This is a genomic window from Ruegeria sp. CL6 (assembly GCF_056536465.1).
Genome location: NZ_JBQFPR010000001.1, coordinates 844,523 through 869,464, shown reverse-complemented (window position 1 = coordinate 869,464; position 24,942 = coordinate 844,523). Strand labels below are relative to the sequence as shown.

Genomic DNA, 24,942 nt, shown 5'->3' with positions numbered 1-24,942 from the left:
TTGTGCCGCCACGTCACGGGGAAGTCAACGAATCCAAGGGGGTGGTGGTATTTCTACCTATGTGGCCGCCTTTTTGGTCGTCTTTTTTGCCGCTGCCTTCTTCTTTGGCGCGGCTTTCTTTTTGGTACCTTTCTTGGCGGCGCGTTCGTTGACCAGTTCGATGGCCATTTCCTGCGTCACGTCCTCGGGCTTGATGTCCTTGGGAATGGTTGCATTGACCTTTTCCCACTTCACATATGGCCCATAGCGCCCGTCCAGAACCTGCATTGCGCCACCATCGGGGTGGTCACCCAGTTCCTTGAGCGGTTTTGCCGCCGCACGCCGTCCACGCCCCGGGTTGGCGCGTTTTTCGGCCAACATCTCGACCGCGCGGTTCATGCCGATCTCGAACACGTCATTCGGGTCCTTGAGGTTGGCATAGACGGGCTTTGCCTCGTCCGGCAGTTGGTGCATCAGGTAAGGCCCGAACCGACCAAAGTTCGAGCTGATCATGCCGCCCTCGGGGTGTTCACCGATCTGACGGGGCAGAGACAGCAGGGTCAGCGCCTTGTCCAGATCCATGTCATCCTGGCTCCACCCGCGGGGCAGAGACGCGCGCGGAGGCTTCTTGTTCTCGGGCGTCGGCTCGCCGCGCTGCACATAGGGACCGAACCGACCGGACTTCAGCCAGATCTCATCGCCCGCATCTTCACCCAGCAGACGTTCGTCGCCTTCGGCCCCTTCACCCGCGATGGGGCGGGTATAGGTGCATTCGGGGTAATTGCCGCAGCCCACAAACCCACCAGTGCGCGAGGTTTTCAGATGCAGCTGCCCTACGCCGCACTTCGGGCAGACACGCGGGTCAGAGCCATCCTCACGCGGGGGGTACAGTTGTGGGGCCAGCGCCTCGTCCAGCTTGTCCAGCACCTCGGAAATTCGCAGTTCCGATGTCTCACCAATCGCGGCTGAGAAATCGTGCCAGAACTTGCCCAGCAGGTCTTTGTAGTCACGCTCGCCCGCGCTGACATCGTCCAACTCGCCTTCCAGATTGGCGGTGAACTCGTAGCCCACATACTGGCGGAAGAAGTTCAGCAAAAAGATCGTGACGATCCGGCCTTTTTCCTCGGGGATCAGGCGGTTTTTGTCCTTACGCACATATTCGCGGTCCTGAATCGTGGTCACGATCGAGGCATAAGTGGACGGGCGTCCGATCCCCAACTCCTCCATCCGCTTGACCAGTGTCGCCTCGGTATAGCGGGGTGGCGGCTGCGTGTGGTGCTGCAACGCCAGCACGGACTCGTTTTCCGAAAGGACAGCCTCTTTCGCGACCTTGTCGCCATTGTCGCTGGTCGCTTTGGTGAATTGATCACGCAGAGAGGTCTTGGCAAAGCGAGCGGGATCACCCTGCATGATTTGCGGCAAGCGTTTTTCGTCCTCGTCGGTCACGTCGTCGCGACCTTCCTCGTAGACGCGCATGAAACCGTCGAACATGACCACCTGACCGGTGGCGCGCAGACCGACCTGGCCGTCATCACTGCCGATCTCAACGGTGGTACGCTCTAACCGCGCGGCCGCCATCTGACAGGCAATGGTACGCTTCCAGATCAGATCGTAGAGCTTGCGCTGATCCTCATCCGTGACTTTCAAGTCGCTTGCATCGCGCGCCATATCTGTGGGGCGGATACATTCGTGCGCTTCCTGCGCGTTCTTGGCCTTGTTTTTATAGATGCGCGGGCTGTCCGGCACGTATTCTGCGCCATAGCGGTCGGCGATCACGTCACGAGCAGCGGCCACGGCCTCGGGCGCCATGTCGATGCCGTCGGTCCGCATATAGGTAATGTAGCCGGCTTCATACAACCGTTGCGCAACCTGCATCGCGTGACGAGCGCCCATACCAAACTTGCGGCTGGCTTCCTGTTGCAAGGTCGAGGTCATGAACGGAGCCGACGGATTGCGCGCTGCGGGTTTTGCCTCGACCGAGGTCACACTCAGCGCACGGCTGGTGATCGCCTGAACTGCCAGTTCCGCTTGGGTCGCGTTTTTCAGATCATGCCGGTCCAGCTTGTTCCCGGCCAACGTGACCAGTCGCGCCTCGTAGGTCTGACCACGCGGGGTTTCAAACAATGCCTTCACCGACCAGTATTCAACCGGTTTGAACGCCTCGATTTCCATCTCGCGCTCGACGATCAGGCGCAGACAAACGGATTGCACACGGCCGGCGGATTTCGCGCCGGGCAGTTTGCGCCAAAGCACAGGCGACAGGTTGAACCCCACCAGATAGTCCAAAGCGCGGCGGGCCAGATATGCCTCGACCAGAGGCATGTCGACCTGACGCGGGTTCTGCATGGCCTCGGTCACGGCATCCTTGGTGATCGCGTTGAAGGTCACGCGGCTGACCGGCGTATCCTTCTTGATCGAGCGCCTTTTGGTCAGCGCTTCCTGAAGGTGCCAACTGATCGCCTCGCCCTCACGATCGGGGTCAGTGGCGAGGATCAGGGCGTTGTCTTCCTTCAACGCGTCCGCGATCGCTTTGACGTGCTTGCGGCTGTCGTTGCCGACCTCCCACTTCATTGAAAATTCGTGCTCGGGATCGACCGATCCATCCTTTGGCGGCAGGTCGCGGACATGGCCATATGACGCCAGAACCGTGTAGTCGGGGCCAAGGTATTTATTGATTGTCTTGGCCTTGGCAGGGGATTCTACAACAACTACAGGCATTTAGGGGAAAACCTCGCTCGACGGAATTGGCGCCTTCTATGATGGGCAAAATGTGTGGGGCAAGAGCGAATTGTCAATGCGTTCCTTTTGCCATGTGAATTTGTGGGTGATTTCAGAGAGATGCGTCCGCGAAACCTGCGTAGTCTCTTGGACAGATCACCTCAGGCGGTCAACGACAGCAATCCGCCAGGTTGCCGTTGAACGCGCCCGTCCAGTTCCAGATCCAGCAGTGCCGGTCCGATCTGTTCTGCCGTGGCCGCGATATCCCGAATCAACTGATCTTCGGCAATCGGGGAAGGTCCGAGACGGGATAGAATCTGTTGATGCAAAGCATCGACAGGAATGGCGCGTTTCTCGGTTGCGGCGGTCGACGGGGCTGGGTCGCGTACCGTGACTTCATCGCGCTGCGGCAGCGCCTCGATCACATCCTCGGCAGACCGGACCAGAGTCGCGCCGTCACGGATCAGCAGATTACAGCCAGCAGCGCGAGCGTCGAAGGGATGACCGGGCACGGCCAGCACCTCACGGCCTTGGTCCAGAGCGTCACGAGCGGTTATCAGGCTGCCGGACTTGGCGGCGGCCTCGACCACTACGACGGCTTGCGCCAGCCCAGAGATGATTCTGTTGCGCCGCGGAAAATGGCGGGCCTGCGGGGTTACCCCCATAGGCTGTTCCGAAATGCGAAGGCCGGACTTTTCAATACTCTTGGCCAGATCGGTGTTTTCTGCCGGGTAGATAACGTCAACGCCCCCGGCCAAGACCGCGATCGTTCCAGTTTCCAGCGCGGCGATATGGGCGGAGGTGTCAATTCCCCGCGCCAGCCCCGACACTATGGTGTATCCCTGCTGGCCCAGATCAGCAGCCAAACCGCGCGCCATCCGTGCACCCAGCGAGGAACAGTTCCGCGCCCCAACCATGGCGATAGACGGCCGGTGCAGCAAAGACGTGTCCCCCGTCGCCCAAAGTATCGGCGGCGCGTCGTTCAGATCGTTCAGCGCAGACGGAAAATCGGCGGCCCCAAGGCACAATAGCCGCGCATTGGCGGCCTTTGCTGCCTTGAGTTCCGCCTCAATCACACCGGGTGGGCAGATTTCATACCCTTCTATACCGGCAGCGCGTGCCATTTCAGGCAGCGCGGCCAGCGCGTTCTGCGCTGAGCCATGTTCCCGCATCAGCCGACGAAACGTCGCCGGACCGACCTTGCGCGAGCGCAACAGACGAAGCCAGGAAAACCGATCCTCTTCCGTGGTGGGTGGGAGTGTGGGGTGATTGGAAGAAAGCTGCTCCTCGGTCATCCGTTGCTCCGCCTGATTGCAAAACTGGTTTACGACTGCAGGGGTTAACAGCTTCTGAATCCGGTCAAATTTTCCGGATAATTTTCTTAGATTAGCGACAAGGGAAATATAATGCGTTGAAAAATATAAGTAAAAATTTTACAAGCGATGTGCGGAACAAGTTCCTTGGGTCGCATGTATCAAGGTGGCAGGAGCGCAGCGTTAACCCTGCACCCCTGTTTGATTCCCTTTAAGTGGCCGAACCGCCAACGGTCAGGCCGTCCATCAGAACGGTTGGCTGGCCAACCCCGACGGGCACCCATTGACCATCCTTGCCACAAGTTCCCATCCCTGGGTCCAAGGCCATATCGTTGCCAAGCCCCCGGATTCGCCTGAGCGCGGAAGGTCCGTCGCCGATCAGCGTTGCGCCTTTGACCGGAGCGCCGATTTTCCCGTTTTCGACCCGGTACGCCTCGGTGCATGAAAACACGAACTTTCCGTTGGTAATGTCCACCTGACCACCGCCGAAGCCGACGGCCCAGATGCCGTCCTTGATGTCCGCCACCAGAGACGCAGGGTCCGCGTCGCCTCCTAGCATGACGGTATTGGTCATTCGCGGCATGGGCTTGTGGGCATAGCTTTGGCGTCTTCCGTTGCCAGTAGGAGCGACCCCCATCAACCGCGCGTTCTGACGATCCTGCATGAACCCGGTAAGAATACCGTCCTCGATCAGCACTGTGCGCGCGCTGGGCGTGCCTTCGTCATCGACAGATATTGACCCGCGCCTGTCCGGTATGGTGCCGTCATCCACAACCGTCACACCCTTTGAGGCGATTTGTTGTCCCATCAGTCCGGCAAAGGCCGAGCTTCCCTTGCGGTTAAAGTCACCCTCCAACCCGTGTCCGATGGCTTCGTGCAGCAGGATGCCGGGCCAGCCGGGTCCTAGCGCCACCTCCATTACACCAGCCGGAGCAGGGATTGCTTCGAGGTTGACCAACGCGATTCTCAACGCCTCGCGCGCCTTGTCCTGCCAGTCTGCCGGGTCAATCAGGCCGTCCAGCCCCACACGCCCACCTCCGCCGGTCGAGCCGCTCTCCCGGCGGCCGTTCTGTTCGACGATGACTGATATATTCAAGCGTGTCATCGGGCGCACGTCGCGCACCATCACCCCGTCAGGTCGCAGTATTTCAACCTCTTGCACGGCAGCGGCGATGGCGGCGGTGACCTGTACGACGCGCGGGTCCAGATCGCGCGCGAAGGCATCAATCTCGCGCAGGGTTTCGATCTTGACGGGGAAAGTGGCCGATTCAATCGGGTCCTCGTCGGTGTAAAGGCGTGTGTTGGTGGCCCGGGGCGCCTCAGCCAATATGCCTCCGCCATCGCCCACGGCCAGCCGCGCTGTTTCGGCCGCCCGCTTCAGTGCGGCTATCGAAACGTCGGTCGAGTGGGCATAACCCGCGACCTCACCCTGAACGGCGCGCAGCCCGAACCCTTCGGAGGCATCGTAAGAAGCCGTGCGCAAACGCCCGTCGTCAAAGACAAGAGACTCGGACTTTCGGCGTTCGACAAACAACTCTCCGTCCTCGGCCCCTTCCGTGGCGGATTGCAGAACCGCAAGCGCTTCGTCCTGGGGGAGAGCACTTTCAAAGGGGCGAAACGGGTCATTCGGCATGGGTGGGACCTTTCGAGTTTGATCCAGATCAAAAATAGCGTCTGTTTGACGCAAGCATTTTGCTTTATCTACCACCCGGAATATGGTTTTTAACGCTGCCAAAGACAACGGGAGAGGTGTGACCGATTCACACCTTTTCGCCAGGGACGCAAAGATCAAACGATCAGGACAGAAAATGAAGAATGCTTTGATGCTTTCGGGGCTAATGACAGCCCTCTCCAGCCTGCCCGCCATGGCTCAGGAGCTTGAGATTATTGGTAAGCCGGTTGATGGTGGTATGGGGTTCCAACCCGCAGCCACAAGCCTGGCCGAGGGGATTCAGCGGCTGGACGGAATGATTTTGGTGATCATCACCGCCATCTGCCTGTTTGTTGCCGGCCTGCTGATCTACTGCATCGTGCGCTACAATGGCCGCGCAAACCCGACGCCAGCGCGATTCTCTCACTACACCCCGGTCGAGATCGCATGGACCTTGGGTCCGATCCTGATTCTGGTCTTCATCGGAGCCTTTTCGCTGCCGGTTCTGTTCAAGCAGCAGGAAATTCCCGAAGGGGACGTGGTCATCAAGGTCGTCGGCAACCAGTGGTACTGGACCTACGAATACGTTGACCACGACTTTGCCTTTGACAGCTATCTGCTGGGCCATCCAGCCACATTGGACGAAGGTGCGCGCCCGGCTGACGCCGATGTCACGCCGTTCGTTCTGGATGATGCGATGCGCGCCAAACTCGCTGACGCAGGTTACGGCGAAGATGAGTGGCTGCTGGCCACGGATACCGCAGTCGTTGTTCCGGTTGGCAAGATCGTCGTGATGCAGGTGACTGCGTCTGACGTGATCCATTCGTGGACCATCCCGTCCTTTGGCGTGAAGCAGGACGGTGTTCCCGGTCGTCTGGCCGAGCTTTGGTTCCAGGCCGACAAGGAAGGCGTCTATTTCGGCCAGTGCTCTGAACTGTGCGGCAAGGACCACGCCTATATGCCGATCACCGTCAAAGTGGTCAGCGAAGAAGCTTATGAGGAATGGCTGCAAGGTGCTCTGGAAGAGTATGCGGGCCAGCCTGCTTCGTATCAGGTTGCCTCGAACTAAGCCGCAAGCGGCCTAGGTTAAAACAATCGGGCTGCGCGGTGATCGCGCAGCTTTTGCCCCAAAAGGACCAGACATGAGCGACGCAAGCATCAATGCCAGCCAAGTGACCGCCTCGGCGCACGCGGATGAGGCCAGCTTTGGCGACTATTTCGCCTTGCTGAAGCCGCGCGTGATGTCTCTGGTCGTGTTTACTGCGTTGGTTGGTTTGCTCGCGGCACCCGTTCCGGTGCACCCGTTTGTTGGTTTCTGCGCGATTCTATTTATCGCCATCGGTGGCGGTGCCTCCGGCGCACTGAACATGTGGTGGGATGCGGATATCGACCGGGTGATGAAACGCACCAAGGGCCGTCCGATCCCCGCGGGCAAAGTGCAGGAAGGTGAGGCAATGTCGCTGGGGCTGGCGTTGTCGGGGCTGTCGGTCATCATGCTTGGGCTGGCGACCAACTGGTTTGCCGGGGCTTTCCTTGCGTTTACCATCTTCTTTTACGTCGTCGTGTATACGATGTGGCTCAAGCGTTCGACCCCGCAGAACATCGTGATCGGTGGCGCAGCAGGGGCATTCCCGCCGGTGATTGGCTGGGTCGCGGCCACGGGGTCGATGTCGATCGAGCCGTGGCTGATGTTCGCTCTGACCTTCATGTGGACGCCGCCGCATTTCTGGGCCTTGGCGCTGTTCATGCGCTCGGACTATGACGATGCTGGCGTACCGATGCTGACGGTGACTCATGGACGCCGCGCAGCCCGTTGGCATATTCTGATCTACACCGCGCTGCTTGCGACGCTGGCCGTTGGCACTGCGTTTTCGGGCATAGGTGGCCCGATCTATCTGACAGTGGCAGTGGTGATGAACGCTCTGTTCTTGCGCGGTGCGTGGCAGATTTCGCGCCGGACCGAGGATGACTCGGAAGCTGACAACTTCAAGATTGAGCGGAGTTTCTTCAAGCTGTCGCTGTTGTATCTGTTCCTACATTTTGGTGCGATTTTGGTCGAAGCGCTGCTGAAACCTTATGGTTTGGGAGGCTGGTCATGAGCCTGCGCAAAAGCCACGAACTGCATCAACGCCGGTTCAGCCGCAATCTGGGGGTTGGCCTGACACTGGCTGCGTTCATCGTGATCATTTTCGGCCTGACCATCGTCAAGGTCTCGGGCACCGATTTCAACATGGCAACGCAAGAGGTGCAGAACTGATGGCGTTGTCGGGTCCTCAGAAGACTGTCGCGCAGACCGTGGGCGTGGTGATCCTGATGGGCAGCCTCGCATGGGCTGCGGTGCCGTTCTATGACTGGTTCTGCCGTGTCACCGGGTTTGGCGGCACGACCGGAGTGGCCGAGACCGCGCCCGAGGATATTCTGGATCGCACCGTCACTGTCCGCTTTGACGCATCCAAAGCCAAAGATATGGCGTGGGAGTTCAAGCCGGTCGAGCGCGAGATGGAAGTGCGCATCGGCGAAACCGGTCTGGCCTTTTATGAGGCTTATAACCCGACCGACCGTCCGATTGCAGGGCAGGCGTCTTACAACGTCGCGCCTTACTCGGCGGGCGGGTATTTCCAGAAAATCGCCTGTTTCTGCTTTGAAGAACAAGTGCTTGAGCCCGGAGAGCGGGTTCAGATGCCGGTGACGTTCTTCGTCGATCCGGAAATGGTTGAGGATCTAGAAGCCAAATATGTGCATACGATCACGCTGTCGTATACATTCTACGAAATTGACCTGCCCGAGGGCTATGCCGCCCTTGAGACGCAGGCTGATACAACAACGAACTAATGCCTTTAGGTGAGGGACGCTGATGGCACACGCTAAAAACCATGATTATCACATTCTGGCTCCGTCGATCTGGCCGCTGATCGGCGCGGTCGGTGGCTTTGTGATGCTTTTCGGAGCCGTCCTATGGATGCACGGCATCACGCCGTTCCTGTTCTGGGCTGGTCTGGTGGCCGTTCTTTACACCATGTTCGCGTGGTGGTCCGAAGTTGTGGCCGAAAGCCGCGCTGGGGATCACACGCCGGTTGTCCGCATCGGGCTGCGCTATGGCTTTATCCTGTTCGTGATGTCCGAGGTGATGTTCTTCTTTGCCTGGTTCTGGTCGTTCTTCAAACATCGCATGTACCCGATGTACGACTATGCCGGCACCGAATACATCCAGCCGGATATCCATGCAGTTGACCCGTTCCACCTGCCGCTGATCAACACTCTGGTCCTGCTGCTGTCGGGTTGCGCGATTACTTGGGCGCACCACGCGCTGGTGCATGACAATGACCGCAAGGCTTTGATCAATGGTCTGGCGATCGGCATTGTGCTGGGTATCGCATTTACCTTCCTGCAGGCGTTTGAATATTACGAGCTGCTGGCCCATGAGGGCTGGGAATTCGGTGGCGATCAGTTCTACTCGAACTTCTTTATGGCAACCGGTTTCCATGGCGCGCACGTGATCATCGGGACGATCTTCCTGACGGTTTGTCTGATCCGTGCCCTACGCGGAGATTTCACCCCCGAGAAGCATGTGGGCTTCGAGGCTGCCGCCTGGTACTGGCACTTCGTTGACGTTGTCTGGCTGTTCCTGTTCTTCGCCGTCTACATCTGGGGACAAGCCCCGTTGATGTGACGCCGGTCGGGTGATCCAATTGCAAAAGCCGCCCTTTGGGGCGGCTTTTTCTCTATTTGGGCGCAAGATTGCGCCCCATACAATTGCGTGGTTGCAATTCTGGCCGCTCAGCCCTTAACAAGACGCCGGTTTCTGAAAGAAGGTCTCGACCCCGCCATGCGCCGCATTTTGTTCCTGCTGATTTTTGGTGTCGCCGGTTTGGGCGTACTGATCTCGCTGGGTGTCTGGCAGGTACAGCGGTTGGCGTGGAAAAAGGATGTTCTGGCCGAGATTGACACGCGCATTGCCGCTGACCCAGTTGATCTGCCCGCGACCGTTTCCGCTGAGCTGGACAAATACCTGCCTGTCACGATCTCGGGCGATATGGAGCCGGGGGAGATCCACGTTCTGGTCTCGGTCAAGCAGGTCGGAGCGGGGTATCGGATTATCCAGTCCTTCAGCACCGAGGACAGGACCATTCTGGTGGACCGTGGATTCATTCCAACAACCGCAAAGCAAACTGAACGTTTGAATGGGCCAATGACCGTTACCGGCAATCTGCACTGGCCGGATGAGATTGACAGCTATACGCCCGAACCTGACATCGATGCCAATATCTGGTTCGCGCGCGACGTGCCCAATCTGGCGGCGGCTCTTGGGGCAGAGCCGATCCTACTGATCGCGCGATCCGAAACCGGTCTGGGGATTACGCCATTGCCGGTGGATACCGCAGGCATCCCCAACGATCACCTGCAATACGCAATCACATGGTTTGGTCTGGCTCTGGTCTGGGCCGCGATGACCGGTTATTTCCTGTGGCGCAACCGCGCCCCTTCTGAGAGTGAAGAACAATGAAATACATCTCGACCCGTGGCCAAGCGCCCGAACTGACCTTTGAAGAGGCGATGCTGACCGGTTTGGCCCGCGACGGTGGCCTGTACCTGCCAGCCGAGATCCCGGTGATGAGCCACGATGAGATCGCGGCATTGGCGGGGTTGCCCTATGAAGAGATCGCGTTCCGCGTGATGTGGCCCTATGTCAGCGGCTCGTTCACCGAGGATGAGTTCAAGGACATCATCGCGCGCGCCTACGAAGGCTTCGGCCACGACGCCCGCGCGCCGTTGAAGCAGTTGAACGAGAACCACTTCCTGCTGGAGCTGTTCCACGGGCCGACCTTGGCCTTCAAGGACTTTGCCATGCAGTTGATCGGCCAACTGTTCCAAGTGGCGCTGAAACGGCGCAATGACCGTGTGACCATCGTGGGTGCGACTAGCGGAGATACCGGCTCGGCCGCGATTGAGGCGTTCCGGGGGCTGGACGCGGTGGATGTGTTCATCCTGTTCCCCCACGGCCGTGTCTCCGAGGTGCAGCGCCGTCAGATGACAACTCCTGCGGACAGCAATGTGCACGCGCTGGCAGTGGATGGCGACTTCGACGATTGTCAGGCCGCGTTGAAGGATATGTTCAACGATTTCGAATTCCGCGACGGGGTGAAGCTGGCCGGGGTGAACTCGATCAACTTTGCGCGGGTGCTGGCGCAGATCGTGTATTATTTCTCGGCGGCTGTCAGTGTTGGCGCACCGCATCGCAAGGTCAGCTTTACCGTGCCGACCGGAAACTTTGGCGACATCTTCGCGGGCTATCTGGCCAAGCGTATGGGGCTGCCCATCGACCGTCTGGTCGTGGCAACCAACCAGAACGACATCCTGCACCGCTGCCTGTCGGGTGAGGGGTATTTCAAGGGCGACACCATCCCCTCGATCAGCCCGTCGATGGATATTCAGGTCAGCTCGAACTTTGAGCGGGCGCTGTATTATGCTTATGGCGAAGACGGCAGCGCGGTCGCGCAGTTGATGGATGAGTTGAAGACCGGCGGGTTCAACGTAAGCCAGGGCGCGATGGAAGCGCTGCGCGAGAGTTTCGACTCGGGCCGCGTGTCCGAGGACGAAACGCTGGAAACGATCAAACACACGCTGGACCATAGTGCCGAACTGGTCTGCCCGCACTCGGCCATCGGGATCAAGGTCGGTGAGGATCATCGCGCGGCGGATGTGCCAATGATCACTCTGGCCACCGCGCACCCGGCGAAATTCCCGGCAGCGGTCGAGAAAGCAAGCGGGGAACATCCGCCCCTTCCATCCCGCATGTCTGATCTGTATGAACGACCGGAACGGGTGACGCGGATTGCCAATGATCTGGGTGCCCTCGAGGATCATATCAAAGGGCATATCGCCGAGTGACTGTCAGACAAGACCAGCTGAAGAACGGATTTCGGATCGTCAGTGAACATATGCCGGGGCTGCAATCTGCGGCCATCGGCATCTGGGTGACCGCCGGTGGGCGGCATGAGCGGATCGAACAAAACGGCATCGCGCATTTCCTTGAGCATATGGCGTTCAAGGGAACCGAACGCCGGTCCGCGCTGCAAATCGCCGAGGCGATCGAGGATGTGGGTGGATACATCAACGCCTATACCTCGCGTGAGGTGACGGCCTATTACGCGCGCGTTTTGAAAGATGACGTTGCGCTGGCGATGGACGTGATCGGCGACATTGTTCTGAACCCGGTTTTTGATCCGCGCGAGATCGAGGTTGAGCGCGGCGTGATCCTGCAGGAGATCGGTCAGGCCTATGACACGCCCGACGATGTGATATTTGATTGGCTGCAAGAGCAGAGCTATCACGACCAACCCTTGGGCCGCACCATTCTGGGACCGTCCGAGCGGGTCAGCGCGTTTTCGCGCGAGGATCTGTCCGGTTTCGTATCCGAGCATTATGGCCCCGAGCAGATGATCCTGTCGGCCGCCGGCGCGGTGGACCACGACGCGCTGATGAAAATGGCCCAAGAGATGTTTGGCCATCTACAACCGCGCAAGGGCTTGATCCCCGAGGCCGCCTGCTTCACCGGTGGAGAAGCCCGGCAGCAAAAGGATCTGGAACAAGCCCATTTCGCGCTGGCCTTTGAAAGCCCCGGCTACCGGGATGATGCGATCTATACGGCTCAGATTTATTCGACTGCGCTGGGTGGTGGCATGTCCTCGCGCCTGTTTCAGGAAGTCCGAGAGACACGCGGCCTGTGCTACACGATTTTCGCGCAGACCGGAGCCTATGCCGATACTGGCACCACGACGATTTATGCCGGAACGTCGGCGGATCAGGTTGGTGAGCTGGCGACCATCACCATCGACGAGATGAAGCGGGCCGCCGATGACATGAACCCGGAGGAAGTCGCCCGAGCCCGCGCCCAGATGAAGGCCGGGATGTTGATGGGGCTGGAAAGCCCGTCGAACCGGGCCGAGCGATTGGCGCGGCTGGTTCAAATCTGGGGCGACGTGCCGCCGCTGGAAGAAACCATCGCCAAAATCGACGCTGTAAGTACGGGCGACGTGCGTGCCTTTGCCGAACGCCTTGCGATTAACGCTCCGGCGGCGCTGGCCTTGTATGGTCCGGTTTCAGGCGCGCCGACGCTGGCAGAATTGCAGGAGAGGCGTGCGGCGTGATGCTGTTGGGCCGACGCAAGCTGAAACTTGAGACCGAGCGCCTGAGCCTGCGCCCGCCCACCCATTCCGACTTTAATGACTGGGCCGCGCTGCGGCGTGCGTCCAAAGGGTATCTTACCCCGTGGGAGCCGGTCTGGGCCAAGGATCACCTGAGCCGCAAGTCATTTACCAACCGCGTTTATTGGGCGCAGCGATCCGTTGCCAGTGGAACCGCGATTCCGTTGTTTCTGTTTCGCCGGTCGGATGATGTGCTGGTTGGCGCGATCACGCTGGACAATGTTCGGCGCGGCCCGGCGCAGGCTGGAACGCTGGGGTATTGGACAGGTGAGGCTTTTGCCCGAAACGGTTATATGCGCGAAGCGATCGGAGCCGTTGTGCACCACGCTTTCACCCGGCTGGACCTGAGCCGGATCGAGGCTGCATGCCTGCCAGAGAACAAGCCGTCTCGCGGGCTGTTGGAAAGCTCTGGGTTCAAGTACGAGGGGGTGGCGCAGTCTTACCTTCAGATCAACGGACGGTGGCGGACGCATGTGCTGTACGCCAGCCTGAGATCGGACCGCAGGGGAAAGACTGAGGCGGGGTAGGGGCTCTGCCCCCGCCGCGGCGGGCCGCGGCTCCCCCGGGATATTTTTAGCCAGATGAACAAGGGGCATGACTTGGTGAGCGCTTGCGCTACTATCAGGGCATGCGCTGGGTTGTTGCGGTATTAATGGTGATTTCAGGCGGGGTGGCGGCGCAGGAGCGGCGGCCGAGCCATTGCATCGCTATTGCCGATGCCGCGCCCGGCATCGCGTATCTGCACAGGGCGTCCTGGCAGGAGCCCGTACCGGATTTTTCCATTCGGATCAGCTATATCGCCCATGCTTCGTTTCTTATCCAGACACAGGGTGGGCTGAATGCCGTCACGGACTTTACCGGTTTCATTGGCGGCGCCGCCCTTATTCCTGATGTTGTGACCATGAACCATGCGCATGGCACGCATTGGACGGCCCATCCCGACCCGGCTATTCCGCATGTTCTTCCGGGCTGGGGCGAGTTCGGGCAGGGGATCGAACATTATCTCGACTTGGGCGAGATGCTGGTGCGGAATGTCTCGACGGATATACGCTCGGCCTATAGCGGGGTTGAAGAACGCGGCAACTCGATTTTCGTATTCGAGGTGGAAGGGTTGTGCATCGGCCACCTTGGTCACTTGCACCATGTTCCTTCGGACGAACAGTTCGCAGCGTTGGGGCGGCTTGACGTGGTCATGGCCGCGGTGGACGGAGGCACAACTATGCCACTGCCAGAGATGATCCAGGTGTTAAAAAGGCTGAAAAGCTCGGTCATCATTCCGATGCATTGGTTTTCCAGTTTTTCACTGGATCGGTTTCTTGTGGATATTCGCGATGACTTCCCCGTGCGGCGGGATGGGGTGTCGGATATCACTGTGTCGTTGCGAACGCTTCCTGATCGGCCCACGGTTGTGGTTCTTGAGCCGCAATACCTGATCGATCTGGAATAGGGCTTGTGGCTGGGGCATGCCTTGGGCAATGAAAGCGTATGAGACTGAACCCGGCCGACGACATCTTTGAACGATCTGTTCGTGCTGCTTTGGGCGGCGATATTTTGCGTCCTGTGTCCGAGCGGTATGTCGAGGAACCCCGTGGGCGGTATAACGGTCAGGTCGGGTTGCTGGCTTTGCCCAAGTCTGCCGAAGACGTTTCAAAGCTGGTGCGGTTGGCCTCGGAAGCGTCTGTGCCTGTTGTCCCCTATGGCGGTGGGACCGGGCTGGTCGGTGGTCAGGTGATGCCAGACGGCCCCGCGCCTCTGCTGATTTCGTTGGAGCGTATGTCGGCCATTCGCGCGGTATACCCTGAAGAAAACGTCCTGATCGCTGAGGCTGGTGCTGTGTTGGCCGACGTCCAGACGGCAGCAGAAAAAGTCGACCGCTTGTTCCCTTTGTCCTTGGCTGCGCAGGGATCTTGCAGGATTGGCGGTAACCTTGCCACCAATGCGGGTGGCGTGAATGTGCTGCGCTATGGCAATGCGCGGGATTTGTGTCTGGGGCTGGAAGCGGTATTGCCCAGCGGGGAAATCTGGCGCGGCCTCAGTCGGTTGAGGAAAGATAACACGGGCTATGATTTGCGGAACTTGCTGATCGGGTCCGAGGGGACGTTGGGGATCATTACTGCGGCTTCGCTCAAGCTGTACGCGCAACCGGCCGATGTTGGCACCGCCTTGATGCAGGTGAATTCGCCCGAAGCCGCGATCGAGCTGCTGACGATTGCGCGGGATCAGATCGGCGATAGTGTAAGCGCGTTTGAGCTAATCCATCGGCAGGGTTTGCAATTCCTTTCGGAAGTTCTGCCCAGCGTCCGACAGCCATTTTCCGAGCAACCGGAGTGGTCTGTGTTGGTTGAAGTCGGTTTGTCTGCTGGACAGTCGTCAGCGGCTGCGCTGGAACAGCTTTTTCAGACGGCGGAAGAACGGAACCTGGTTGCGGATGCTGTCATCGCTCAGAACGAGGCGCAACGCCAGGAATTATGGGCCGTTCGGGAACATATCCCCGAGGCGAATAGGTTGGTTGGGTCAGTGTCCAGCCATGACATTTCTGTCCCGATTTCCGAGATCCCAGAGTTTGTTCGGCAGGGGGCTCGCGTTGTTCAGGCGCTTGGTTCGTTTCGGATCAACTGCTTTGGGCATCTGGGCGACGGAAACTTGCACTACAACGTTTTCCCTCCATCCGGGCGGAGCCGATCTGAGTTCGACGCGGTGCGGAGTGATATCAAGCGCGCTGTCCATGATCTTGTGCACGAATTCGGAGGCTCTGTCAGCGCTGAGCACGGAGTCGGGCGTCTAAAGGCGGGCGATCTGGAGCGATACGGCGATCCGGTCAAACTTGACGCGATGCGCTCGATCAAGGTGGCTCTTGACCCCAAAGGGATAATGAACCCCGGTGCTGTACTAAGAGGCTAGGAGCGGCCCGAGAGGATACGCGGGCCGCCCATCAGATTTTACGAAGCGGGCAGGATCACCTTGTCGATCACGTGGATCACACCATTCGAGGTTTCAATGTCCGCCTGAACGACAGACGCGTCATTAACCATCACGCCGTTGTCCAGGTCGATTGTGACCTCTCCGCCCTGAACTGTCGCGGCTGTCATATCGTCTGACAAGTCACCAGACATCACTTTGCCCGGCACAACATGGTAGGTCAGCACTGCGATAAGCTGGTCTTTGTTTTCGGGCTTCAACAGAGTTTCAACGGTTCCCTCGGGCAAGGCTGCGAACGCTTCGTCCGTTGGGGCAAAAACGGTGAACGGGCCTTCGCCCTTCAGGGTATCGACCAGTTCGGCAGCCTGAACCGCAGCGACGAGCGTTTCAAAGCTGCCTGCGCCAACGGCGGTGTCCACGATGTCCTTGTTGCCGCCCGCGAAAGATGCTGAAGCGACCAGAGCGCCGGCTACACCGGCAATTGCAAGTTTGCGAAGCATTTCAAGAGTTCCCTTGTTGGAATGCCCTCATCGGCATCAAAAAGGGGTACGGCAGCTCTGCTCAGCGAGATCACCGCAATTGTCGGTTTTTTCGCGTTGAATGGTCTTTGAAACGCGCTAAGCCAGTGTGTTTCGGGAATTCCACTCACGTTTTTGTGAAGGAAAGGCTGTTACAAACCTTCAAATTCACACAAGACGTGCACATCCATGTCCATGTCTTCCAGCACCTTGCGTCCTCCCAGCTCGGGCAGGTCGATGATGAATGAGCAGGAAATGATCTCGCCGCCCAGCCGTTCGATCAACTTAATTCCGGCTGCTGCGGTGCCGCCAGTGGCCAGCAGGTCGTCAACGACCAGAATTTTCTCGCCGGGCTGGATGGCATCGTCGTGAATTTCAACAATCGCCTCGCCATATTCCAGCTTGTAGTCCTGACTGATGGTGGTTCCGGGCAACTTGCCTTTTTTACGGATCGGAACAAAGCCGACGCTGAGCTGGTGCGCAATTGCTCCGCCAAGAATAAAACCGCGCGCCTCAAGTCCCACGACCTTGTCAATCCGTTCGCCTGCATAAGGGTGCAACATCTGGTCGATCGCCATGCGAAAGCCGCGCGGGTCTGCGAAAAGGGTCGTGACATCCCGGAACATGATCCCTTCGTGTGGGAAATCAACAATGGTTCGGATGTAGTCCTTGACCGACTTGTTTCTGGACATGATCAACCCCTTTGGCGTGAAAACACGCTGGGCTGTTTGGCCCATCAGGGTCAGTCATGCAAGGAAAGATTGCCGCAGCTTTTCTACCGGCGTTTAGAAACGGCGTTTGGCAGGCCATAATAGCGATATAGCGTAGCAGGTAGCCAAGAAAGATGAGGCTTCCGCCAATTACGCTGATCCCGCAACAGAAACGCCTGGGCTGTATGAAGGTTCATTGCCATAATCCTTTTTTATTGTTAGGTGCTCGTTAATTACAACCTCTATGCTATGTATATACAATGCATCGCTTTTGGAATCAAGTGTTGGACGGGGACAAGGCGCGTGGGAAAGAAGGACGGTAAGGGGTCTACCAAGAAAAACAGTCAGTTGGTTTTGCGTCTGGACAAAGATGAGCGTGACGCTTTTGTCGAATTGTGCAAAGAACTGGACACCTCGGCCGCACGGGAAATACGGCGGTTCATTCGCAGTTTCATGAAGGAAAATGCAGAGGATTGACGGGTTAGGCCGGGCGTCGCAGGACCGCTGTTGCAACACCCATGCCGACAAGTGTCAGCCCTCCGAAACGGGTCATTCCCGAGATGACCTCGGTGCGCCCGATCATCAGTCGCAACCGATCGGCAAGCAGTGCGTAGGCCAGTGCATTTAGCCAGGCCAACCCAACAAAGGTAGCAATCAGAATAGCGAACTGCGGTCCCAACGGGTCTGAGGGGCGCAGAAATTGCGGCACGAACGCGATGAAAAAGGCGATGGATTTGGGGTTTAGCGCTGTAACGGCAGCGGCGTGGCCAAAGACACTGCGCGCAGTGACATCGCGCCCGGTTTCAACCGCCTTCAATCCCCCTGACGGAGCGCTACGCAAGAGTTTGATGCCAAGCCAGATCAAATAGGCTGCCCCCACCCATTTCAATACCGAGAACAAAGTGGCCGATGCCAGAACCAGTGCGCCCAAGCCCAAAAGCGAAGCTGTCATCGCGATCAAATCGCCGACCGCGACACCTGTGGCCGATGCAACAGCGACGCTGCGGCCTTTCGACAAAGCATAGCTGAGAACCAGAAGAACGGTTGGGCCAGGGATCAGTAGCAATGCAGTTGATGCGGCGACGAAAGCCAGCCAAAGGTCAAGGGGCATCGGAAAAATCCGTCATTGTGTTTTCAGCACCTAGCCCCGGCTCGCGGGGCAAGGTCAAGACCTTCTTGGTGGCTGACACGGGATATGGCCGGCTTGCCTGTTGCTTCGCAAAGCACATCCCGGTGTGATCCTAGCGGTTTCAGAGAACCCGCCCAGCTACCGCATCCAGTTTGGCCAGCACCGCCGGATCCCGTTTTTCCGGTGCTGTAAGGATCGCGTATTCAAGCGCCCGGTCGCAGCCATGCGGACACGGGGACCGGTCCGTGCCCAGCAGGGCGGGCAACTGCTTGACCAGCGCACGGCCTTTCTCGGCATTGCCGGTCAGCGTGGCTATGATGGCTGTCACATCAACCTCTCCGTGGTCGGGGTGCCAACTGTCATAATCAGTGACCATGGCGATGGAAGCATAGCAAATCTCGGCCTCACGAGCGAGCTTTGCTTCCGGCATATTGGTCATTCCGATCACGTCGCAGCCCCACTGTTCGCGGTACATTTTGGATTCGGCGAGGGTCGAGAACTGTGGCCCTTCCATTGCCAAGTAAGTGCCTCCACGGTGAACGGTGATACCTGCGGCTTTGCCGGTAGTTTCGCAGGCATCTGACAGGCGCGGGCAGGTCGGATGGGCAACGCTGACATGGGCGACGCACCCGGTTCCAAAAAAGCTCTTGTCCCGTGCGAATGTCCGGTCGATGAACTGATCAACGATCACAAAATCGCCCGGTGCCATATGTTCGCGAAACGAACCGCAGGCCGAAACCGAGATCGCATCGGTTACGCCCAATCGTTTCAATGCATCGATATTCGCGCGATACGGGACCTCGGTCGGGGAATGCACATGCCCTCTGCCGTGGCGCGGAAGGAATGCCATCTCAACGCCGTTCAGTGATCCTGTCAGGATTTGATCCGACGGTTCACCCCAAGGCGTTTCAACCGTGACCCATTCCGAATTCTGCAACCCGTCGATGTCGTAGATGCCTGATCCGCCGATGACGGCAATCTTGGTTTGGTTCACTGAATTTCTCCGATTATGGTGCGTGTTCAAGGATTTGTGCGCTCGGTCGCCAGATTTGGCAAGTAACAATGCCAGCAAGTTGGTGTTCAACATGTTGCGTGCCCGGCGATGTCCCCTCCAAGGCGGTTTATCGCGCAAAATAACACTCGGGGTATTGCACGAAAAGTCCGAGGTATGCGCAGATTGCATGGCAGCCTCCCGCCTGCTGCGGTGGCTCAGAGGCCGGATCACAGGTAGAAGACCCCTTTCGCGCGAACAGACCAATCTACAGGACCCACTCATGCCCCGAGCTATGCTGGCCAGCTTTGCCTCACGTATTGCAAAACCCGACCTGCGTTGGGTGCCGGACGAAGGGCTTACTGCCTCGCGTCTGCGGATTGAGCTTCTGTCGGGTCTGACAGTCGCCTTGGCGCTGGTCCCCGAAGCGGTCGCTTTTGCGTTTGTCGCAGGTGTTCACCCGCTGGTCGGTTTGTACGCGGCGTTTATGGTCGGTCTGATCACAGCGCTGATTGGTGGCAGGCCGGGTATGATCTCGGGCGCGACTGGCGCGCTGGCCGTTGTGATGGTGGCGCTGGTGGCAGAGCACGGCGTGGAATACCTGTTCGCAACCGTTGTGCTAATGGGCATCCTTCAGGTGATAGCTGGGGCAATGCACTGGGGGCGTTTCATCCGGCTGGTGCCGCATCCCGTGATGTTGGGCTTTGTGAACGGCTTGGCGATTGTGATCTTTCTGGCTCAGTTGGGCCAGTTCAAAGTGCCCGGCACAATGGAAAACACGGGCCACGGAATGAGCGGCGGTGAATGGCTATCAGGAATGCAGCTATATACGATGCTTGGGCTGGTCGCGCTGACAATGGCCGTGATCTGGATCATGCCGCGCGTTACGCGCGTTGTCCCGGCGCCGCTGGCTGGAATCGTCGTCGTTGCCGCGCTTGTCATCGGCCTTGGCTTGGAGGTGCCGCGTGTGGGCGATCTGGCTTCGATCGAAGGCGGCCTTCCCGCATTCCACATCCCCGTGGTGCCACTGAATTGGGCAACTTTTGAGATCATTCTGCCCTATGCCGTCATTCTGGCGGCCATTGGCTTGATTGAGTCTTTGTTGACCTTGAACCTGGTTGGCGAAATTACCGGCAAACGGGGCGGAGCATCGCAAGAATGTATCGCACAGGGCGTGGCGAATGTGACCACGGGGTTCTTTGGCGGCATGGGTGGTTGCGCCATGATCGGGCAGTCTATGATCAACGTTAAGTCTGGAGGCCGGACTCGCATCGCTGGTATCGCGGCCGCGCTGTTCCTGCTTGTGTTCATCCTGTTCGCCTCGCCCCTGATCGAGCAAATCCCGCTGGCGGCACTGGTCGGCGTGATGTTTATGGTCGTTATAGGAACCTTCGCGTGGAACTCGTTCAATATCATGCGCAAGGTGCCCCTTATGGACGCTTTTGTCATTGTCCTGGTTACAGTTGTAACTGTTATGGAGGACTTGGCAGTTGCTGTTGTCGTGGGCGTGATTGTTTCGGCGCTGGCCTATGCTTGGAACAACGCCAAACGCATCCATGCGATTACCCGCGAATCCGCAACCGAAAAGGGTGCGAAAGTCTACGAAATCCAGGGGCCGCTGTTCTTTGGATCGTCAGATGGGTTCGTCGAATTGTTTGACGTTCCGAACGATCCGGAAACCGTAATTGTAGACTTTGCCGAAAGCCGGGTCGTGGATCAATCAGCGCTGCAAGCGATAGAAAATATTGCAGCTAAGTATGAAGCGGCAGGCAAGCGCGTCATGCTGCGTCACCTCAGCCGCGACTGCCACAAGCTGCTGAATAAGGCCGGTCACCTCATGATCGACAGTGACGATGACCCAGACTACGAGCTTGCCGTCGACTACTCAGTTCGTACCGGTGTTCTCGGCGGCCACTGAGTTTTGCGAGGCTCTGCCTCGCGCTCCGGGATATTTGGGGCCAGATGAAGCTGGGGATCCGTACTTCATCTGGCTGAAAATATCCCGGGGGAGTCCCCCGAAGGGTGGCGGGGGCAGCGCCCCCTGCGCCATCAATCATCAGGGCGATTTAGCGAAAACAACTCGGTTACGACTGAATAGTCCCGATATCCAAGTCTGGCGAGCGGCTGGAACGTCGTTACGTCAAACTTACCGTCTTTCAAGCAATCGTCCCTGAGATGCACGCCGGTAACTTCTCCGAACACAACGCGGTTGGACGCTCCGGGGAGGGTGACGATTTGCGTCAGTTTGCATTCAAGCGCTGCAGGTGCGTCCGCAACACGGGCGCAGGGGATCGTTTCGCATTCTATCGAGGCAAGACCCGCGTGCTCAAATTCGTCAACGTGTTTCGCGAGCCCTGCTGAACTGGCGTTCATTGCGTCCTTGTGCGCGTGGGCAACGACATTGACACAGAAGAACCCTGTTGCCTCGATATTGGCGACGCTGTCTTTTCCGCTATCCTGATCGTGTTTTGTGCCTGTCGTTGCGAACATGACCTGAGGGGGCGTGTAGGCGACCCCATTAAAGAAAGAGTAGGGCGCAAGGTTGTTTATCCCGTCGACATCACGCGAAGAAATCCATCCGATGGGGCGGGGGGTGATGATAGCATTGAAGGGGTTGTGTGGCAGGCCGTGGCCATCTTCGGGGCGATAGAACATATGGTCTCCAAGCATTTGCCCAAGGCGTAACGAAGTGTTAGGCCAAATTCCAGCAAGGGAAAGAGGGCAGGCGTGCAGCAATTCGGGATCAGGCCGGAAGAGCCGGACGATTGGTGGGAGGTTGAGGCGCTTTATGACCTGTGTTTTGCGCCCGGCCGCGAGGCGCTGTCGTCCTATCGCCTGCGCGATGATGTTCCTCCGGTGTCCGGGCTGTCTTTGGTGGCACGCGACGCGCAGGGTATTCTGGCGGGGGCGATCCGGTTCTGGCCCGTTTATGTGGGAAGTGACGACGCGTTGCTGTTGGGGCCGGTCGCAGTTCACCCAACCCATCAGGGTGAGGGGCTAGGCGGTTTCCTGATCCATGAGGGGTTGCAGGCCGGGCGCGACATGGGCTGGCAGCGGGTTATGTTGGTCGGAGATGCCCCCTATTACGCGCGCTTTGGGTTCTCGCGTCTGAATGGGGTGGAGATGCCGCCTCCTACCAACCCTGACCGCGTTCTGGGCGCGGAACTGGAGCCGGGTGTTTGGCGTGGTGTGACCGGTCCAGTTAGACGTTGGACGCGGTGAGCTATTGAATCTGCAAAGGTAAGTTCCAATGTTTTTAGGGCAGGAGGGAACGTATGCAGGACGTGGTTCTTGTCGAAAAACTGGACGCCGAAGCCGAACTTGACCGCTTGGCCCGCTACTACAGGTCTGCCGGAGGGCCGGGTATCAAGCTGCTGAACAGTCTCGGGGGGTCGGCTGAATCCCTGTTGGAACAACTGCCGGCATCGGTCAGGCAAGGTTTGACAGGGGCGACCGAGCAGGCGCTGTGGATTGCCATGCACGCGGCGGAAAGCTCTCGCCGGGCCGTGCCGGATCAGCGGCCCTGGGTGAATACGGCGCTGACAACGGCGATGGGTGCGGCCGGAGGAATTGGCGGCGTCTCAACCGCTTTGATGGAGTTGCCAGCCACGACCACCATGTTGTTGCGCGCCATTCAGGGGGCTGCCGCGCAAGAGGGGTTCAACCCATCTGAGGATGGAGTGAAATTCGACTGTGTCCGCGTATTGTCCGCTGCTGGTCCGTTGTCTTTTGACGATGGCGCGGATCTTGGATTTTTCTCGGTACGGTTGACCCTGACTGGCCCCGCGATGCAGCGGTTGATTGCTGCCGTTGCGCCGAAATTATCCGTTGTATTGGGGCAGAAACTGGCTGCGCAGTCTGTCCCTGTTCTGGGGGCGATTGCGGGCGGAGGGACAAATTTTGTCTACACCCGGTATTACCAACAGATCGCACGCGTCCATTTTGGCTTGCGGCGTTTGGCATTGGATGCCGATATTCCGCATGATGATCTGGTCCGAAAGCTGGCGGCCCGCATGTGAATATCCCTAAGTTCTTGGAATAAAACGCTTCATGTGGCAGACGTGTTTCCACTTTCGGTCCGCTCGACGAAGTTACTCTATCCTGAATGTCATCAACGCCGGCGCGCGTGGCTTTCGCAGCAACAGGCCGCTGCTCGGGTTCATTCGCTTGATCTCGCCGAGTTTTTACGCAAGGTAGCGCTCTTTGCGCACTGACGCGGGTTCAACGGGCCTTGCTATTGGATTGCGGGTCAGTATCTATTTGGCAATCGAACTCTGGACGGACCATGATTCAATACGCTTTGAAATGCAGCAAGGGGCACACCTTTGATAGCTGGTTTCAGTCGGCCTCGGCTTACGACAAGCTGGCTGCTGTTGGTATGGTGACCTGTGCTGTTTGCGGCGATGCGCAGGTTGAAAAGGCGATCATGACCCCGCGCGTTCGCTCTGCCCGCAGTGTTGAGGCGCGGACCGAGACCACAGCGCCATCCGAAGAAGCCGTGAATATGGCAAGCCCAACCCCGGATGTTGAGCAGGTTTTGAGCGAGCTGCGGCGCAAGGTTGAGGAAAATTCGGACTATGTTGGCAAGGACTTTGCAAGCGAGGCTCGGAAAATGCATCTGGGTGACGCGCCAGAGCGGTCGATCTATGGCGAGGCAAAGCCGGAAGAGGCCAAAGCCCTGATCGAAGATGGGGTGCCCGTCGCTCCGTTACCTTTCCTGCCTAGCCGGAAGACGAACTGATCATGCATATCGTGATTACCGGAGCCAATCGAGGGATCGGAAAGACACTCGCAGATCGGTATCGGGCGCAGGGCCACGACGTGACGGGAACCGCGCGGGATGGCAGCGCCGAGGTCGTTCTGGATGTGACCGACACTGACCACCACGCGGCGATGTCTGCGCAACTGGGCGATCGGCCCGTTGATCTTCTGATCTGCAATGCTGGCGTGTATCTGGACAAGGCGGAAGGTATTGAGGGCTATCCCGCTGAGATGTGGGCTCAGACCTTTGCGGCCAATGTGACTGGTGTTTTCCTGACCGTTCAGTCTCTGTTGCCCAATCTACGCGCGTCGCAGGGTAAAATAGCGATCATTTCCTCGCAAATGGCGTCGCATACGCACGCGCCGGGGGGGAGCTACATCTATCGCGCGTCGAAGGCGGCTGCGCTTAATCTGGGTCGGAATCTGGCCGCAGACCTGCGTGGCGACGGGATCGCTGTGGGAATCTACCATCCGGGTTGGGTGCAGACAGATATGGGCGGAGCGGCGGCCGCCATTTCCGTGGACGAGGCCGCAGATGGCTTGATTGACCGTTTTTCAGCCCTGTCTCAGGGCACGACGGGGTGTTTTGAAACCTATGACGGTCGGCCGCACGCGTATTAGTCGCTCAACGCAGCTTTGGGCAGTTCGTAGACTTCGCCCGGTTCAACAAAGATGACCAGGATGTCGCCGCGTGTTTCATAGCTGAGCTTTGCGGTGGAATTTGTCGAATCCGGGATGCCGTTCGTAAAATAGATGTTGCGCACCTGACCGTTCTGCATGCCCACGGCCAGCGTTGCGCCGCCATCGTCCCGCCGCCTGAGCTCGGCGTTGCAGCTACGCAGGGCGTCGCCTGCAACGGTCGCGCAAGGGATGGTGCCCAACGAATTCTTGCCATCGGTTCCGGCCAGCGTGGTTTCCTGTGCCAGAGCGGGCGTTGAAAGGACAGCTAAAGCGAGGATGAAACGTGACATGGGGAACCTCTTGAGAAATCTGATGCAGGCAAGCTGACACCCCCGTGATCCGATGTAAAGCGATCCAACGCAAGCAC

26 protein-coding genes are annotated in these 24,942 nt (G+C 58.5%); 17 read left to right on the top strand and 9 right to left on the bottom strand.

Translation table 11 applies throughout. From position 1 onward, the window contains the following. Positions 1 to 57: 57 nt before the first annotated feature. The 3 genes from topA to tldD form a co-directional block, all read right to left on the bottom strand. Positions 58 to 2,697 carry a type I DNA topoisomerase gene (topA, locus tag ACR0LH_RS04330; protein ID WP_480719800.1) on the bottom strand — a complete coding sequence of 880 codons (2,640 nt, stop codon included), beginning with the start codon at positions 2,695 to 2,697 and terminating at the stop codon, positions 58 to 60. Positions 2,698 to 2,858: 161 nt separating this feature from the next. After that, the gene (gene dprA, locus ACR0LH_RS04325; protein WP_480719799.1) at positions 2,859 to 3,992 is read right to left on the bottom strand and encodes a DNA-processing protein DprA; all 1,134 of its coding nucleotides are present in this window, start codon (positions 3,990 to 3,992) and stop codon (positions 2,859 to 2,861) included. Between the two features lie 229 nt (positions 3,993 to 4,221). Continuing rightward, on the bottom strand, positions 4,222 to 5,643 hold the full coding sequence (gene tldD / locus ACR0LH_RS04320) for a metalloprotease TldD (protein ID WP_480719798.1): 1,422 nt from the start codon (positions 5,641 to 5,643) through the stop codon (positions 4,222 to 4,224). Positions 5,644 to 5,818: 175 nt separating this feature from the next. Between tldD and coxB the strand changes: the two genes are divergently transcribed. The 11 genes from coxB to ACR0LH_RS04265 all read left to right on the top strand — a co-directional run bounded on the left by coxB (position 5,819) and on the right by ACR0LH_RS04265 (position 15,767). Further along, a complete protein-coding gene (gene coxB, locus ACR0LH_RS04315) occupies positions 5,819 to 6,730 on the top strand; it encodes a cytochrome c oxidase subunit II (protein WP_170386350.1) in 912 nt (303 codons plus the stop codon). Positions 6,731 to 6,803: 73 nt separating this feature from the next. Further along, positions 6,804 to 7,760: a heme o synthase gene (gene cyoE, locus ACR0LH_RS04310; protein WP_480719797.1), complete on the top strand. Its 957-nt coding sequence runs from the start codon at positions 6,804 to 6,806 to the stop codon at positions 7,758 to 7,760. Then, positions 7,757 to 7,918 carry a hypothetical protein gene (locus tag ACR0LH_RS04305; RefSeq protein WP_162896804.1) on the top strand — a complete coding sequence of 54 codons (162 nt, stop codon included), beginning with the start codon at positions 7,757 to 7,759 and terminating at the stop codon, positions 7,916 to 7,918. Before cyoE ends, ACR0LH_RS04305 begins: the two co-directional genes overlap by 4 nt. Further along, positions 7,918 to 8,493 carry a cytochrome c oxidase assembly protein gene (locus ACR0LH_RS04300; RefSeq protein ID WP_170386356.1) on the top strand — a complete coding sequence of 192 codons (576 nt, stop codon included), beginning with the start codon at positions 7,918 to 7,920 and terminating at the stop codon, positions 8,491 to 8,493. Before ACR0LH_RS04305 ends, ACR0LH_RS04300 begins: the two co-directional genes overlap by 1 nt. Positions 8,494 to 8,515: 22 nt before the next feature. Then, a complete protein-coding gene (locus ACR0LH_RS04295; protein WP_170386359.1) occupies positions 8,516 to 9,331 on the top strand; it encodes a cytochrome c oxidase subunit 3 in 816 nt (271 codons plus the stop codon). Positions 9,332 to 9,487: 156 nt separating this feature from the next. Further along, positions 9,488 to 10,165, top strand: a complete 678-nt coding sequence (locus ACR0LH_RS04290) for an SURF1 family protein (RefSeq protein ID WP_480719796.1) — start codon at positions 9,488 to 9,490, stop codon at positions 10,163 to 10,165. Next, positions 10,162 to 11,550: a threonine synthase gene (gene thrC, locus ACR0LH_RS04285; protein ID WP_480719795.1), complete on the top strand. Its 1,389-nt coding sequence runs from the start codon at positions 10,162 to 10,164 to the stop codon at positions 11,548 to 11,550. Before ACR0LH_RS04290 ends, thrC begins: the two co-directional genes overlap by 4 nt. Beyond that, positions 11,547 to 12,809, top strand: a complete 1,263-nt coding sequence (locus ACR0LH_RS04280; protein WP_480719794.1) for a M16 family metallopeptidase — start codon at positions 11,547 to 11,549, stop codon at positions 12,807 to 12,809. Before thrC ends, ACR0LH_RS04280 begins: the two co-directional genes overlap by 4 nt. Next, a complete protein-coding gene (locus tag ACR0LH_RS04275) occupies positions 12,809 to 13,393 on the top strand; it encodes a GNAT family N-acetyltransferase (protein WP_170484573.1) in 585 nt (194 codons plus the stop codon). The genes ACR0LH_RS04280 and ACR0LH_RS04275 overlap by 1 nt, the downstream gene beginning before the upstream one ends. A 101-nt stretch (positions 13,394 to 13,494) precedes the next feature. Next, positions 13,495 to 14,313 carry an MBL fold metallo-hydrolase gene (locus ACR0LH_RS04270; protein WP_170697602.1) on the top strand — a complete coding sequence of 273 codons (819 nt, stop codon included), beginning with the start codon at positions 13,495 to 13,497 and terminating at the stop codon, positions 14,311 to 14,313. A 38-nt stretch (positions 14,314 to 14,351) separates the two neighbouring features. Beyond that, positions 14,352 to 15,767, top strand: a complete 1,416-nt coding sequence (locus ACR0LH_RS04265; RefSeq protein ID WP_480719793.1) for an FAD-binding oxidoreductase — start codon at positions 14,352 to 14,354, stop codon at positions 15,765 to 15,767. Between the two features lie 38 nt (positions 15,768 to 15,805). Here the strand turns inward: ACR0LH_RS04265 and ACR0LH_RS04260 are convergent, their stop codons facing one another. Continuing rightward, positions 15,806 to 16,285 carry a fasciclin domain-containing protein gene (locus ACR0LH_RS04260; protein ID WP_170386378.1) on the bottom strand — a complete coding sequence of 160 codons (480 nt, stop codon included), beginning with the start codon at positions 16,283 to 16,285 and terminating at the stop codon, positions 15,806 to 15,808. Positions 16,286 to 16,455: 170 nt separating this feature from the next. Continuing rightward, positions 16,456 to 16,995: an adenine phosphoribosyltransferase gene (locus ACR0LH_RS04255; RefSeq protein ID WP_170386381.1), complete on the bottom strand. Its 540-nt coding sequence runs from the start codon at positions 16,993 to 16,995 to the stop codon at positions 16,456 to 16,458. 321 nt (positions 16,996 to 17,316) lie between these two features. On the opposite strand from ACR0LH_RS04255, the gene ACR0LH_RS04250 reads away from it, so the two are divergent. Next, a complete protein-coding gene (locus tag ACR0LH_RS04250) occupies positions 17,317 to 17,490 on the top strand; it encodes a hypothetical protein (protein WP_170386384.1) in 174 nt (57 codons plus the stop codon). 4 nt (positions 17,491 to 17,494) lie between these two features. Here the strand turns inward: ACR0LH_RS04250 and ACR0LH_RS04245 are convergent, their stop codons facing one another. Next, complete coding sequence (locus ACR0LH_RS04245; RefSeq protein ID WP_480719792.1) at positions 17,495 to 18,124, bottom strand: LysE family translocator; 630 nt, start codon at positions 18,122 to 18,124, stop codon at positions 17,495 to 17,497. A 139-nt stretch (positions 18,125 to 18,263) separates the two neighbouring features. Next, positions 18,264 to 19,136, bottom strand: coding sequence for an S-methyl-5'-thioadenosine phosphorylase (locus ACR0LH_RS04240; protein WP_480719791.1), 873 nt, complete (start codon positions 19,134 to 19,136; stop codon positions 18,264 to 18,266). 280 nt (positions 19,137 to 19,416) lie between these two features. Here ACR0LH_RS04240 and ACR0LH_RS04235 point away from each other — a divergent pair, with 280 nt between their 5' ends. Continuing rightward, entirely contained in the window at positions 19,417 to 21,051 is a 1,635-nt protein-coding gene (locus ACR0LH_RS04235; RefSeq protein ID WP_480719790.1) for a SulP family inorganic anion transporter, read from the top strand. A gap of 131 nt (positions 21,052 to 21,182) precedes the next feature. Here ACR0LH_RS04235 and ACR0LH_RS04230 read toward each other — a convergent pair whose 3' ends face one another. Next, complete coding sequence (locus ACR0LH_RS04230; protein ID WP_170565554.1) at positions 21,183 to 21,788, bottom strand: flavin reductase family protein; 606 nt, start codon at positions 21,786 to 21,788, stop codon at positions 21,183 to 21,185. A 72-nt stretch (positions 21,789 to 21,860) separates the two neighbouring features. Between ACR0LH_RS04230 and ACR0LH_RS04225 the strand changes: the two genes are divergently transcribed. The 4 genes from ACR0LH_RS04225 to ACR0LH_RS04210 all read left to right on the top strand — a co-directional run bounded on the left by ACR0LH_RS04225 (position 21,861) and on the right by ACR0LH_RS04210 (position 24,515). Further along, on the top strand, positions 21,861 to 22,355 hold the full coding sequence (locus ACR0LH_RS04225; protein WP_480719789.1) for a GNAT family N-acetyltransferase: 495 nt from the start codon (positions 21,861 to 21,863) through the stop codon (positions 22,353 to 22,355). A 53-nt stretch (positions 22,356 to 22,408) separates the two neighbouring features. Beyond that, on the top strand, positions 22,409 to 23,152 hold the full coding sequence (locus ACR0LH_RS04220; protein ID WP_480719788.1) for an EcsC family protein: 744 nt from the start codon (positions 22,409 to 22,411) through the stop codon (positions 23,150 to 23,152). Between the two features lie 266 nt (positions 23,153 to 23,418). Next, positions 23,419 to 23,874, top strand: coding sequence for a DUF1178 family protein (locus ACR0LH_RS04215; RefSeq protein ID WP_170576690.1), 456 nt, complete (start codon positions 23,419 to 23,421; stop codon positions 23,872 to 23,874). A 2-nt stretch (positions 23,875 to 23,876) separates the two neighbouring features. Beyond that, positions 23,877 to 24,515: an SDR family NAD(P)-dependent oxidoreductase gene (locus ACR0LH_RS04210; RefSeq protein ID WP_480719787.1), complete on the top strand. Its 639-nt coding sequence runs from the start codon at positions 23,877 to 23,879 to the stop codon at positions 24,513 to 24,515. On the opposite strand, the gene ACR0LH_RS04205 is transcribed toward ACR0LH_RS04210, so the two are convergent. Next, the gene (locus tag ACR0LH_RS04205) at positions 24,512 to 24,865 is read right to left on the bottom strand and encodes a hypothetical protein (RefSeq protein ID WP_170414376.1); all 354 of its coding nucleotides are present in this window, start codon (positions 24,863 to 24,865) and stop codon (positions 24,512 to 24,514) included. The genes ACR0LH_RS04210 and ACR0LH_RS04205 overlap by 4 nt on opposite strands. Positions 24,866 to 24,942: the final 77 nt, after the last annotated feature.